A 13,215-nucleotide genomic window follows, 5' to 3' on the forward strand; every position below is an offset into this window, starting at 1 on the left:
CGCCGCGCTGTTTCCCGCCCAGTCAACCGAATGAGCTCATCCCGCCTCCTCGACCGCATTGCCGGGCCCGCCGACGTCAAGGCCCTCGCGCCCGCCCAGCTCCCGCAGCTCGCGCAGGAAATCCGCGACGACATCATCGCCGTCACCGCCAAAAACGGCGGCCACGTCGGCCCCAATCTCGGCGTCGTCGAGCTCACCATCGCGCTGCACCGCGTCTTCAACACGCCCGAGGACCAGTTCGTCTTCGACGTCGCGCACCAAGGCTACGTCCACAAGCTCCTCACCGGTCGTGGCGGCGAATTTTTCAAAGGCCTGCGCAAGACCGATGGCGCTTCCGGCTTCCTCTACCGCCGCGAGAGCCCGCACGACGCGTTCGGCGCCGGCCACGCCGGCACCGCCCTTTCCGCCGCGCTCGGCATGGCCACCGCGCGCGACCTCCGCGGCAGCAGCGAGCACGTCGTCGCCCTGTGCGGCGACGCGGCGTTCACCTGCGGCGTGACGATGGAGGCGCTCAACAACGTCGTCAGCTCCACCAAGCGCCTCGTCGTCATCCTCAACGACAACGAGTGGTCGATCGCCAAGAACGTCGGCGCCATCGCCAAGTATCTCAACAAGCTCAGCACGAGCCCGACCTACAACAAGCTCCACCACGACGTGGAGAAATTCTTCCTCGGCCTGCCGCACGGCGGCGAGATGAACCAGTTTTATCTGAAGTGGAAACGCGAGACGAAGGACTTCTTCGTCAACTCGTCCCTCTTCGAAAAATTCGGCCTGCGCTACGTCGGCCCGGTCGACGGGCACAACGTCGACGAACTGGTGAAGAACCTCGAGTTCGCGAAAAACTGCGACGGCCCGGTGCTCGTCCACGTTCTGACGAAGAAGGGTAAAGGCCTCGAAGCCGCCATCGCGCACCCGGAAAAATTCCACGGCGCGAGCCCGTTCGACCCCGCGACCGGCGAGAGCGTGAAGAGCGCCGCCGGCACGCCGCCCGCCTACCAGGATGTGTTCGGCTCCGCGCTGACGAAGTTCGCCCGCGAAAACCCGAAGGTCCTCGGCATCACCGGCGCCATGCCCAGCGGCACCGGTCTCACGCAGCTGAGCAAGGAAGTGCCCGGACAATTTTTCGACGTCGGCATCGCCGAGGAACACGCCGTGCTCTTCGCCGCCGGCCTCGCCACGAAGGGCTTCCGCCCGGTGTGCGCGATCTATTCGACGTTTCTCCAGCGCGCCTACGACATGGTGATCCATGACGTCTGCCTGCAGAACCTGCCCGTGACTTTCTGCATGGACCGCGCCGGCCTCTCGCCGAACGACGGCCCGACGCACCACGGCCTCTTCGACATTTCGTATCTGCGTTGCGTGCCGAACGCCGTCATCATGCAGCCGAAGGACGAGGACGAGCTGACCGACATGCTGCACACGTCGCTGCAGCTCCCCTCGCCTGCGTTCATCCGCTACCCGCGCGGCGCCGGCACCGGCGCAAAGATCAAGGCGCAACCCGCCGCGGTGCCGATCGGCCACGCCGAAGTGCTGCGCGAAGGGTCCAACGTCATGATCTGGGCGCTCGGCCCGATGGTGCAGGAAGCGCTCAAGGTCGCCGATCGCATCGCCGCCGAGGAAGGCCTCTCCGTCGGCGTCGTGAACGCACGCTTCGTGAAGCCGCTCGATCGCACACTGCTGCTCTCGCAGGCCGCCTGCATCCCGCTGATCGTGACGCTCGAGGACAACGTCGTCGCCGGCGGCTTCGGCAGCGCGGTGCTCGAAGCGTTGCAGGAAGGCGACTGCCATCCCGCCGTCGAGCGCATCGGCTGGCCCGACAAATTCGTCGAACACGGCAGCAGCGTGGAAATCCTCCGCGCCAACTACGGCCTCGGCACCGATGACATCGTCCGCCGCATCAAGGAGCGCTACAAACGCCTCGGCACGGCGACGGTAGAGGCGGAAGTGTGAGAACTAGACTCGCGCGATGAAAGAGCATCGCAGAAAGAATCCCGCGCGACTCGCGTTCCTATCGATCGCCGCCTTCGCATGCACCGTGCTCGGGGTGGTCGCGCACTGCTATGTTGGTTGGGCCGACCAAGGAAAGCCGGTGATCCATCCCGTGGGACACTTGACGGTATTTGCTGCACTCATTTGGCTCGTCGCCATCGCCCTTTCACTCACGACCACGCTGGCCGCCAGCGGCTACCGCTGGTGGGGAATCGGCTGTCTGGTGGCAGCCTGTGCGGGTCTTGCGCTTCTGATTTTCTAAGGACCCGCGCGGCCGAACCGTCTCCGCGCGGCAAAAAGAAAAGCCGCGTGATGTCACGCGGCTCGAAATCCCTAGGGGAAGGGAGGCGGCTCAGTTCTTCCCGCCGCACTTCTCGCAGTTCTTGCCGTGCTTCGCGGCCTCAATGCAGCACTTGTGGTCGCACGAGTGGCCCTGCTTGGCCGCCTTTTCACAACAGGGAGCCCGCCTTCCCTCTGCTGCGTCGGAGACCAAGTAGCCGAGAGCGATGCCGAGGACGATGATGGCGCAAAGACGCAGTGTTCTCATGTGGGTGACGAGGAGGATGACCAGTTTCGATTTTTGGGGTGACCGATGCTCACCGCCGAATGGAGGCCCTTGAGACGGGCTACGGCCGGGGAAAATTCAATCGACGAGCAACGAAGGGGTTTGGTGCGGGTAGAGGGAGTCGAACCCTCCTCTCAGCTTTGGGAAAGCCGCATAATAGCCGATATACTATACCCGCGAAAGAACGGTCCTGAAGCCATAGCGGCGCAGATGGCGCGGGCAAGTCACGAATAGTCGCGCCGGCCCTCCAGCGCGCTTTTCAGGGTGACGGCATCCGCGTAGAGCACGCCGCCGCCGCTCGGCAGGCCAAAACCAATGCGCGTCACCTTGACGCTTTCCCCGCTCGGCAGGCGCTCGGTCAGGAAATGGCAGGTGGCCTCGCCTTCGACGTCGTTCGAGAGCGCGAGGATCAGCTCGTTGATCTCGCCGGCAGTGAGGCGCTCGAGCAGCGTGCCCAAGTTCAGGTCTTCCGGCGCCACGCCGCGAATCGGGGACAGCTTTCCATGCAGCACATGGTAGCGGCCGCGATAGGCGCCCGAGCGTTCGATGGCGGCAAGGTCGGGCACATTTTCCACGACGCACACCTGACCCGTGGCACGGCGCTCGTCGGCGCAAATCGGGCAAACTTCCTCCTCCGCCAGGTTGCCGCACTTCGCGCAGCGCCGGACGGATTTCGCCGCCGCCTGCAGCGCGTTCACCAGCTCCGGCAGCTTCTGCGGTTTCTCGACCAGCAGGTGCAGCGCGATGCGCTCCGCCGAGCGATAGCCGACTCCCGGCAAGCCTTTCAGCTGTTTCTGCAAATGCTCGAGCGCGGGAGTCATGGAATTGCGATTGGCGATTGGCGATTGCGGACTGTGGATTGGCGGAGCGAAAAATCCGCATTCCGCATTCCGAACTCCGCAATCAGAACATGCCCGGCATCTGGAACGCCGATGAGATGCGCTGCATTTCGGAATCGTTCAGCTCCTTCGCCTTCGTGGCCGCTTCCTGCACCGCGTTGAGCACGGTTTCCTCGATGAGCTTCGGCTCTTCCTTGAGGAATTCGGGGTCGAGTTTCAGCGCGAGGAACTTGCCCGAGCCGCTGATTTTCACCTGCACGGCGCCGCCGCCGGAGGAGACATCGATCTCGCGCGCTTCGAGGGCCTTCTGCATCTCCTCGATCTGCCGCTGCATTTTCTGAGCTTGTTTGAGCAATTTGCCTACGCCGGCCATGGTGAGTTCGGGTTGAAAATGAAAGAGCCGAAATTGCGCCGCGCGCCGCGGAGCGAGGCAAGGCTAGAGTTTTCCGAGCAGCGAACCGTAGCCCGCGCGAAAATCCGGGAACACCGGCGCCCATCCCAGTGCGTGGCGTATCTTGTCCGCGACGATGATGCGGTCCGGCGTCGGTTCGCCGCCTTGGCGCGCGCTTGCAGCAGCGCCGTCGAATTGCGGCTCCGGCGCGCCGATCGCGCTCGCCAGCCAGCCGACGACTTCCGCCCGCGTCGCCGGCGCACCATCGCTGAGGTTGAACACCGCGCTCGCCGCCTCGGCCGGTGCCATGAAGCACGCCAGCAGCGCCGCCACGATGTCGTCGCGATGGATGAGATTCATCCGGCAGCCCGGCTCGCCGCCAAAACGCGTCTGCCCCGCACGCAGGGCATTGAGCAGATAGTGCCGGCCCGGCCCGTAGATGCCGGCGCAACGCAGCACGAACGACCGCGCGGCCGTCGCCGCACTCGCGCCGCGCAACAGATTCTCCGCTTCCACGAGCACACGCCCCGTCGGCGACGCGCTCTCGGTCGGCGCGCTCTCGTCCACGCGAGCTCCCCCGCCCTGCGGATAAACGCCCGTGCTGCTCGTGTAGACCAGCGTGCCGACCGGCGCGCGCGACGCCCACGCGAGGATCGAGCGCATGCCGTCGACATACGAGGCGCGGTAACCCTCCGGCGTCGGTGCCGCCGCGCTGACGGTGTTCGCCGCAAAATCCGCCCGCTCGATTCGCGTATGCCACTCTGCGCTCGCCAAATCCGCCTCGACGACCGCCACGCCGCGCGCACGCAAGGCCGCGGCCTTTTCCGCGTTACGCGTCAACGCCGTCACTCGCATCCCGCGCGCCAGTGCCGCCTCCGCGAGCGCCGAGCCGACGTAGCCGCAACCGAAGATGACGAGGTGACGAACCGCCGAGGAGGACATCGCGCGGAAGTATCAAGGGACAAGGCTTCAAGTAACAAGACAGAGTCATCGTGATTTTCCGGCAACCACGCTCGCCGTCGACGTGCACCGCCCTCGGTCCGAGCTCCCGCACTCCAGCAGTCGCCGCTTGTTCCTAACCCTTGTTCCTGGATACTTCTTGGCCATGCCCACCGTGCTCACGTTGCTCGCCGACGGTTTTGAGGAAATCGAAGCGTTCGCGCCGGTCGATCTGCTGCGCCGTGCCGGCGTGGAGGTCACCGTCGCCACCTTGAACGACAACCGTCACGCCACCGGACGCAGCGGCATCGTGGCCCATGGCGACGTCGCGCTCGGCACCGTCACCGACCAGCTCTTCGACCTCGTCTTCCTGCCCGGCGGTGCCGGCGTGAAACACCTGCGCGCCGACGCTCGCGTGCGCGAAAGCGTGCTGCGCCACGCCGCCGCCAACCACTGGCTCGCCGCGATCTGCGCCGCTCCGACCGTGCTGCACGATTGCGGCCTCCTCGCGGGAAAACGTTATACCGCGCACTTCTCCGTCGCGGCCGAACTCCCGGCAATCCTCGCCGACGAACGGGTCGTCACCGACGGCAAGATCACCACCTCGCGCGGTGCCGGAACCGCCCTCGACTTTGGGCTCCACCTCGTCCGCTTGCTGGGCGGCGACGAAAAAGCCAAGGAAATAAGCAAAGCCATTTGTTTCTAAGGCTTTGCGCGAAAAAGCGCATTGCCTCCGACGCGAGCTAGGGGTTGCATCCTATCGGCCTGCCCCCGGCCGGCCGCTTGGCCTACGGAACCGATGCCCCCCTGATTTCCGCCGCTTCCCACTGGACGTGACGCGGCGAAGCTTTGTTAGGGGATTACTCCTAGACGCTGGACGCTCGAGCGGCGCCGACGCAGATTGCTGACGTCGGGCTCGCACCAACCGTATTTCCTCCATGTCCGCACCCGCTCCCAACATTGACCTCACCATCGAGGCCGGCCGCGTCGAACAGCACTATTGGCGGGATTTGTGGCGCTATCGCGAGCTGATGGGCTTCCTCGCCTGGCGCGACATCAAGGTCCGCTACAAGCAGGCCGTGCTCGGTGCCGCCTGGGCCATCATCCAGCCGGTCGTGCAGACCGCGCTGCTCACGTTCGTCTTCGCCAAGCTCGCAAAAATGCCCGATGGCGGCGTCCCGTATTTCCTCCTCGTGCTCTGCGGCAACCTGCCGTGGCAGCTTTTCACCAACGCGTTCACCGGCGCCGGCAACAGCCTCGTCGGCAACTCGCACCTGATCTCGAAGGTCTACTTCCCGCGTCTCACCGTGCCGCTCTCTTCGCTCGCGGTCGCGCTGATCGACTTCGGCATCGTGCTCGTGATCGCGATCCCGACCATTGCCGCGTTCGGCATCTGGCCTAGCTGGCAGATTTTCCTGCTCCCGCTTTTCCTGCTCCTCGCGCTCATCATTGCGCTCGGCTCGGGTCTTTGGCTGACCGCGCTGACGGTCAAATACCGGGACTTCCGCTTCCTCACCGGCTTCATCCTGCAAGTCGGCATGTTCGTCACGCCCGTCGGCTACCGCACCGACACGCTGCCCAACTGGCGCGATTTGCTCGCGCTGAATCCGCTGACCGGCGTCATCGACGGCGTGCGCTGGTGCCTGCTCGGCGGCCGCGTCGACGTGCACCTGCCCGGGCTCGCCGTCTCGATCACCGTGGCGCTCGTCCTGCTCGTGACGGGCTTGTGGTATTTCCGCAAAACCGAACGCCAATTCGCCGACGTCGTCTGACATGAGCCTTCCCGCCATCGAAGTCACCGGACTCAGCAAACGCTACGTCATCGAACACGAGTCGCGGCACGACAGCCTGCGCGACACGCTCCACCACAAGGCGCGCCAGCTCTGGCGCCGCTACCGCTGGGGCACGAGCTTCGAGAAGGAGGAATTCTGGGCGCTGCGCGACGTCTCGTTCTCCGTCCAACCGGGCGAAGTCGTCGGCATCGTCGGCCGCAACGGCGCCGGCAAATCCACGCTGCTGAAAATCCTCTCCCGCATCACCGAGCCCACGCTCGGCAAGATCCGCCTCCGTGGCCGCGTCGCCTCGCTGCTCGAAGTCGGCACCGGCTTCCATCCCGACCTCACCGGCCGCGAAAACATCTACCTCAACGGCTCCATCCTCGGCATGCAGCGCGCCGAGATCGCGCGGAAGTTCGACGAGATCGTCGCCTTCGCCGAGATCGAGCGCTTTCTCGACACGCCGGTGAAACGCTACTCGAGCGGCATGTATGTCCGCCTCGCCTTCGCCGTCGCCGCGCACCTCGAGCCGGAAATCCTCATCGTCGACGAAGTCCTCGCCGTCGGCGATATGGCCTTCCAGAAAAAATGCCTCGGCAAGATGCAGAGCGTCGCGCAAGGCGAAGGCCGCACCGTCCTCTTCGTTTCGCACAACATCCACGCCGTGCGCCAGCTCTGCCGCACCGGCATCCTCCTCGGCGAAGGACAACTCAAAGCCGCCGGTCCCGTCGCCAAAGTCCTCGACGCCTACCTCGACACCGCGAGCAGCAGCGAAACCCAAATCCCCGCGCCCGCGCCGGAGCTGCGCGACCGCGCCTACGTCACCGGCCTGAGCTTCGAGGATCTCCAAGGCCGGCCGAACACCATCTTCTCCGTCGGCCAGGGCTGGCGCGCCAAGATCCGCATCCACCTCGCGCGCCCGTATCCGAAATTCGTCACCGGCTTCGGCCTCATGAGCACTGACGGCCTCGGCGTGCAAACCGCCTGGCTGCCTCCCGTCGACCTCGCGGCCGGCGACTACGAAGTCACCTTCGAGCAGACCGTCTGGCTGCAAGCCGGCGGCTACACGATGAACCTCGGCCTCAGCACCGAAAACCAAACCATCCAGCAAATCAGCGCCGGCCGCATCGACATCTCCGGCGAGGAACCGCACGGCTTCTTCCCGCTGACCTCGGGCTTCGGCATCGTGCTGAACTCGATGAAGACCTCCATCGCGCCGCTCCACCGGCCCGAGTGACCACTCCGTCCGCCACCTCCGTCGCCGAACACGCCTCCGCGCCAGCCCGCGGACCGCTGCGCATCGGTATGTTCCCCGAGCCCGAAGCCGCCTCCGATGCGAACCGCGCCGGTGCCAGCCACAATCTCTTCCGCCAGTTCAACTCGATGCTCCGCGCGCGCGGCTGCGCCGTATCCGGCCTCTCGAATTCGGAACTGCTGCAGCCGGCCCAGCTCGCGGTCGACCTCGTCCACATCAACTGGACCGAGCTGCTCACCCGCGAACTCTACTTCGGCCAGCGCTGGCTCCGCCTCGCCGCCCGCGCCACGATCCGGCTCGGAAGCCCGGCCGATGCCCTGCTGCGCGCCGCCGCCCGGCGCCGCCTGCGCCCGCTCTTCCGCCATCGCCCCGTCGTCTACCAAGTCCACGACCTCACCTCGAACTGGCTCCAACCGCCCGCCGCCCACCGCCTCGACCGCGCGATCAAATCCGTGATTCTCGCCCACGCCCAAGGTTGGGTCGTGAACGAGGAAAGTTGCCTCGCCGAGATCGACGCCCCGCCGCCCGCCGCAATCGCGACGTGCCGTCTCGGCGGCTTCGACCTCTTCCACGGAACCGCCATCCCGCGCACCGCGGCGCGCGCTTCGCTCGGCCTGCCCGCCAGCGGCCGCGTTTTCATCTACGCCGGCTTCTCATCCGCCCGCCGTAACCCGCGCGATCTCGTCACCGCGTTCGCCCGCCTCCCGGCCGGCCACCATCTCCTGATCGCCAGCGCCAACGCGCGCAATTTTCTTCCCGCTGAACTGCCGGCCAACGTCCGGCTCCTCACCGGGTTTCTGGAAAACGAGCAACTCCGCGCCCTGTTTTGCGCCGCCGACTGGGTCGTCATGCCCGGGCGTCACTATCTTACTTCCGCCGTCGTGCGCACGGCGATCAGCTACGAGTGCCCTGTCATCTGCGCGCAGTTCGGCTCGCAAATCGACATGGCCCGCGACGCCGCGCTCTGGCTCGACCCCGCCAACGACGACTCGCTCGCCGCGCAACTGTCGGCCGCCGCCAGCATGCCCGAGCCCGAGCTCGAGCGCTTCCGCCAAGCCGCCGCCCAACGCCACGCCGAGCGCACCTGGGAAAAATCCGTCGCCGCCTACCTGGCTCTCGTGGACCGTCTCGTCCCCGGTCCGGCTCCACAGTTCGTCGCGCCGCCTCCAGTGACGACGCCGCCGTTGCCCGCCGCATCGGCGCCCGATCTCGGCTCCTACCTGGCCCAACCCAGTGCCGCCGCAACGGAGTTTCAGCGGTTGGTGCCCGCGCAGACCGCGCGGGTCATCTGCGACATCGGCGCATGCGAGGGCGAGGACTCGATCCGCTTCAGCCGCCTGTTCCCCGCCGCGCGCGTGTTCGCGTTCGAAGCGCTCCCGTCCAACCAAACCCTCGCCCGCGAAAATTTCACGCGCTACGGCACCGACCGCGCCGAACTCGTGCCACTCGCGCTTTCGGATCGCGCGGGCACCGCCACCTTCCACGTTTCGTCCGGCCGGCCGCCCGAGCTCTTCGCCGGCGAAGATTGGAACTACGGCAACAAGTCCAGCTCACTGCTGCCTCCCGCCTCCGGCTCCGCACCGATGCACGGCTGGATTGAATTCAAGGATCGCATCGAGGTCCCGACCGACACGCTGGACCGCTTCTGCGCCGCGCGCGGCCTCGCCGCCATCGACCTCGTGCATATGGACGTGCAAGGCGCCGAGCTGTTTGTCCTTCGCGGCGCCGAGCAGATGCTCCCGCGCATCACCGCCATCTGGCTCGAGGTTTCCACCACCGAACTTTACCGCGGCCAGGCGCTCGACCGCGACATCGCCGCCTTCATGCGCGCGCACGGGTTCGCGCTCGCGCACGTCGAACTGCTCGGCAATGGCACCGGCGAGGGCGATCATTTCTACGTCAACCTACGCCACGCGCGCGTCTGGCCTTACTTCATCGCCAAACGCGCCGGCGATTCGTTTTCCCGCGCCCGCTTCTCTCTCGGCGCCCTGAAAAACCGTCTCCTCGGCCACCCCAACCCATGATCATCACCTGGCTCAACGGCGGTCTCGGCAACCAGATGTTCCAATACGCCGCCGGTCTCGCGCTCGCGCATCAGCGCCGCACCGTGCTCAAGCTCGATGTCTCGTGGTTCCGCCACTACGAGGAGTTCGAGGCGCACAACATCTACGGCCTGCACTGCTTCAACATCCTCGAGCAATTCGCCACCGCCGACGAGAGCACGCGCCTCTGCGGCCGCCCGCTCACCTTCGCCGAACGTTGCGCGCTGCCGATCGCTCGTCGCCTCCGGCTCAACGACTACGTCGCGCGCCACACCGCGACCGGCCAGCTCCACGACGCGAAGTCGTTTCACTTCTACCCGGAGTTCTTCGATCTCCCGGACAACACGATGATCTCCGGCTGGTGGCAGTCGGAAAAATTCTTCGCGCCCGTCGCTGATCACATCCGCCTGCACTTCAGCTTCCGCTTCCCGCCGCTGGCGGCCGTCGCCGAGATGGCCGCGCGCATCCGCAGCGGCCCGTCCGCCGCCGTGCACTTCCGCCGCGGCGACTACACGCGGAACCAGACCTTCAACCAGAAGATCGGCGTCATCGGCCCGGCCTACTACGACCGCGCCATCCAGCTCCTCCGCGAGCGCAGCCCCGACGCCACGCTCTACATTTTCTCCGACGACATCGACGCCATCGAACGCGAATACCGCGTGCCCGGCCCGCACGTCTTCGTCCGCGCCGTCCATCACTGGCACCCGTGGGACAAGATCCGCCTCATGTCGCTCTGCGACCACATCGCCATCGCGAACAGCACCTTTTCCTGGTGGGCCGCGTGGCTGAACCCCTCGCCCACAAAACTCGTCATCGCCCCCGATCCGTGGTTCGCCAACAGCATCCACAATTCGAGCGACGTCGTCCCCGACAGCTGGACCCGACTCCCGATCAACCCATGAGCCTCTTCGACTCGTTCAAAAACACGTTCCGCCCCGCGTGGCACGCGCTGAAGCGCACCGTCTCGCCGCCGCGCCGCTGGCCGAGCGAAACCTCCAAGTGCCGCGCGCGCCTCGCGCCCTACTGCGTCGGCGACGGCGCCGACCTCGGCTTCGGCGGCGACCCGATCACGCCCGCCGCCATCCGCATGGACATGCCGAACCAATACGGCACCGTCGGTCAATTCCCCGCGCAACTCCGCGGCGACGCCGCGCGCCTCGTCTGGTTCGCCGATGGCGCGCTCGATTTCATCTTCTCGTCGCACCTGCTCGAGGATTTTCAGGACACCGAGTCGGTCCTCCGCGAATGGCTGCGCGTCCTCAAACCCGGCGGCCGTCTCATCATCTTCTGCCCCGACGAGCAGCGCTTCCGCGCCCACTGCAACCGCACGGGCCAGCCCTACAACCCGCACCACGTCCACGCGCACTTCTCGCTCGATTACGTGAAGGGCCTGCTCACGCAGATCGGCGGCACGCGCCTCGTCTACGAAAACCCCGACGTCGATATCTACTCCTGGGACCTCGTCGTCGAAAAACTCCCCTCCACCCAATGAACCTCTCCGAGCGTCTGCGTTACCTCCGTCATCACCTGCTCATGGTGTGGCCGCGCTATAAACTTTCGACGGGCGACTACCGCACCGGTCTCGGTCCGTCTGCGTGGCTGCTCCACGGCCTCGTCCGCTCGCTCGCGCCCGATGTCGTTGTCGAAACCGGCTCCGCTCGCGGCTGGTCCGCCTGCCACATCGGCCTCGCGCTCCGCGAAAACGTCCGCGGCAAACTCTACGCCATCGACCCGCATTCCTCGACCGAGTGGAACGACAGCGGCGGCCCCGACGCCTCGCTGAACGTCTTCCGCCGCCACGTCTCCGCGATGGGCCTCGATCCTTACGTCGAAGTCGTCCGCGCCGATTCGCGCACCGCCGCGAAAAACTGGAGCCGCCCGATCGACCTCCTCTTCATTGATGGCGACCACTCCTACGAAGGCGTGAAAGCCGACTGGGACCTCTTCTCGCCGTTCCTCACGCCGTCCGCCGTCACGATCTTTCACGACACCACGTGGGAACTCCACAAGCACGACGACCCGCGCTACCGCGACGACATGGGCGTGCCGCGCTTCGTCGACGAACTCCGCCGCGCCGGCTATCCGTGCATCACGCTCGACCGCGACTGCGGCCTGACGATGGTCCAGCGCCCCGTCGGCGGCCTCCCGCTGCTGAAATAACGCCAGCCTGTAGCCAGCCCTCCGTTTGTCCCGCGTCTTTCCATCGGTTTGTCATCGCCACGGCCCGCACCGCGGGCCGTGGCGATCCATCCACCTTCCGTGCTGAACCCAAACTCCGATGCTAGGCACAGAGAACACAGAGGCGAATCAGAGAACCACCGAGTGTGGAGATCCGAAATCGTCCCAAACGTTTCTCATCAGACTAGCGAGCGAATCACGCAGCATGCGAATTTCGAAAACTCATTCTCCGTGACCTCTGTGCCGCCTCTTCTGTCCTCTGTGCCGGGATTGGAATGCACTCTTTAGACTGAATGGACGTTCGCTCCCACCTCGCCGGACTCCGCCGCTGGCTCTCGCTCGTCCGCCGCCACGGCCGTCCGCACCGCCTGTTCTACTTCTACGGCGGCATCGGCGACCAACTCCTCTGCTCCGCCGTCGCCCGCGAACTCCAGCGCCGTCGCCCGCAACGCATCTGGTTCTTCAGCCAATCGCCCGAACTCTTCGCGCAAAACGCCGACGTGACCGCGACCGTCCCTTTCGACCTCGGCCTCATTCCCTGGGCGCGCCTCAGCGGCTCGCGCCCACAGCGGCTCTTTTATCAGGAATTCCTCCACGCCGAGAACCGCGACGCCCCGCTGCACGAGCCCAGCATCGCCTCGCTCTGCCGCCGCGCCGGCATCACCGGCAACGTCACGCTGCGTCCCTACCTGCCCGCCGTCACGCCCGCGCCGCTGCCGAAACGGACGCGCCCGCGCATTGCGATCCACTCCAGCTGCCTCACCGCGCGCTACCCGATGGCCAACAAGCAATGGCCGGTCGAGCGCATGCAAGCCGTCGCGCGCGAACTCGCCGCCTTCGCCGACCTCGTTCAACTCGGCAGCCCGCAAGATCCCGATCTCCCCGGCGCGCTCGACCGCCGCGGCATTCCGCTGCTCGACGCCGCACGCGAACTCGCCGGCTGCGACCTCTTCGTCGGCCTCGTCGGCTTCCTGATGCACCTCGCGCGCGCCGTCGAGTGCCCCGCCGTCATCGTCTACGGCGGCCGCGAGCCGCCCGAGATCACCGGCTATTCCTGCAATGTGAATCTCGCCAATCGCCCCGCGTGCGCGCCCTGCTGGCGCTATTCGCAATGCGACTACGACCGTCGCTGCCTCACTGCCATCACGCCGGAGCAAGTCCTCGCCGCCGTCCGCACCCAACTCGCCGCCGCACACCCGCGCCCGCTACGCGCTGACGAATTTGCCATCGCGGCCTGAGATC

General features: G+C 66.2%; 14 protein-coding genes and 1 tRNA gene. 10 read left to right on the top strand and 5 right to left on the bottom strand.

Going from position 1 to position 13,215, the window contains the following annotated elements; translation table 11 throughout:
* The first annotated feature begins 30 nt into the window (after positions 1-30).
* Both dxs and KF715_03095 read left to right on the top strand, forming a co-directional pair.
* Complete coding sequence (dxs, locus tag KF715_03090; protein MBX3735651.1) at positions 31-1,950, top strand: 1-deoxy-D-xylulose-5-phosphate synthase; 1,920 nt, start codon at positions 31-33, stop codon at positions 1,948-1,950.
* A 16-nt stretch (positions 1,951-1,966) separates the two neighbouring features.
* The gene (locus tag KF715_03095; GenBank protein ID MBX3735652.1) at positions 1,967-2,251 is read left to right on the top strand and encodes a hypothetical protein; all 285 of its coding nucleotides are present in this window, start codon (positions 1,967-1,969) and stop codon (positions 2,249-2,251) included.
* 90 nt (positions 2,252-2,341) lie between these two features.
* Here KF715_03095 and KF715_03100 read toward each other — a convergent pair whose 3' ends face one another.
* From KF715_03100 to KF715_03120, 5 genes are all read right to left on the bottom strand, one after another.
* The gene (locus KF715_03100) at positions 2,342-2,536 is read right to left on the bottom strand and encodes a hypothetical protein (GenBank protein MBX3735653.1); all 195 of its coding nucleotides are present in this window, start codon (positions 2,534-2,536) and stop codon (positions 2,342-2,344) included.
* A 121-nt stretch (positions 2,537-2,657) separates the two neighbouring features.
* A tRNA-Gly gene (locus KF715_03105) sits at positions 2,658-2,732 on the bottom strand.
* Positions 2,733-2,778: 46 nt separating this feature from the next.
* Positions 2,779-3,375, bottom strand: coding sequence for a recombination mediator RecR (gene recR / locus KF715_03110; protein ID MBX3735654.1), 597 nt, complete (start codon positions 3,373-3,375; stop codon positions 2,779-2,781).
* An 82-nt stretch (positions 3,376-3,457) separates the two neighbouring features.
* The gene (locus KF715_03115) at positions 3,458-3,766 is read right to left on the bottom strand and encodes a YbaB/EbfC family nucleoid-associated protein (protein ID MBX3735655.1); all 309 of its coding nucleotides are present in this window, start codon (positions 3,764-3,766) and stop codon (positions 3,458-3,460) included.
* Positions 3,767-3,829: 63 nt separating this feature from the next.
* Complete coding sequence (locus KF715_03120) at positions 3,830-4,726, bottom strand: NAD-dependent epimerase/dehydratase family protein (protein MBX3735656.1); 897 nt, start codon at positions 4,724-4,726, stop codon at positions 3,830-3,832.
* A 157-nt stretch (positions 4,727-4,883) separates the two neighbouring features.
* Between KF715_03120 and KF715_03125 the strand changes: the two genes are divergently transcribed.
* The 8 genes from KF715_03125 to KF715_03160 all read left to right on the top strand — a co-directional run bounded on the left by KF715_03125 (position 4,884) and on the right by KF715_03160 (position 13,211).
* Positions 4,884-5,429: a DJ-1/PfpI family protein gene (locus KF715_03125; GenBank protein ID MBX3735657.1), complete on the top strand. Its 546-nt coding sequence runs from the start codon at positions 4,884-4,886 to the stop codon at positions 5,427-5,429.
* Between the two features lie 232 nt (positions 5,430-5,661).
* Positions 5,662-6,495, top strand: a complete 834-nt coding sequence (locus tag KF715_03130; GenBank protein MBX3735658.1) for an ABC transporter permease — start codon at positions 5,662-5,664, stop codon at positions 6,493-6,495.
* A 1-nt stretch (position 6,496) separates the two neighbouring features.
* Positions 6,497-7,735: an ABC transporter ATP-binding protein gene (locus KF715_03135; GenBank protein ID MBX3735659.1), complete on the top strand. Its 1,239-nt coding sequence runs from the start codon at positions 6,497-6,499 to the stop codon at positions 7,733-7,735.
* Positions 7,732-9,777 (top strand): FkbM family methyltransferase, encoded by a 2,046-nt coding sequence (locus tag KF715_03140; GenBank protein MBX3735660.1) that lies wholly within the window; start codon positions 7,732-7,734, stop codon positions 9,775-9,777. The genes KF715_03135 and KF715_03140 overlap by 4 nt, the downstream gene beginning before the upstream one ends.
* Entirely contained in the window at positions 9,774-10,697 is a 924-nt protein-coding gene (locus KF715_03145) for an alpha-1,2-fucosyltransferase (GenBank protein MBX3735661.1), read from the top strand. The genes KF715_03140 and KF715_03145 overlap by 4 nt, the downstream gene beginning before the upstream one ends.
* Complete coding sequence (locus KF715_03150; protein ID MBX3735662.1) at positions 10,694-11,287, top strand: class I SAM-dependent methyltransferase; 594 nt, start codon at positions 10,694-10,696, stop codon at positions 11,285-11,287. Before KF715_03145 ends, KF715_03150 begins: the two co-directional genes overlap by 4 nt.
* Positions 11,284-11,955 (top strand): class I SAM-dependent methyltransferase, encoded by a 672-nt coding sequence (locus KF715_03155; GenBank protein MBX3735663.1) that lies wholly within the window; start codon positions 11,284-11,286, stop codon positions 11,953-11,955. The genes KF715_03150 and KF715_03155 overlap by 4 nt, the downstream gene beginning before the upstream one ends.
* A 311-nt stretch (positions 11,956-12,266) precedes the next feature.
* Complete coding sequence (locus KF715_03160) at positions 12,267-13,211, top strand: glycosyltransferase family 9 protein (protein MBX3735664.1); 945 nt, start codon at positions 12,267-12,269, stop codon at positions 13,209-13,211.
* Positions 13,212-13,215 lie beyond the last annotated feature (4 nt).

This window comes from Candidatus Didemnitutus sp., from assembly GCA_019634575.1.
Classification (GTDB): Bacteria; Verrucomicrobiota; Verrucomicrobiia; order Opitutales; family Opitutaceae; genus Didemnitutus.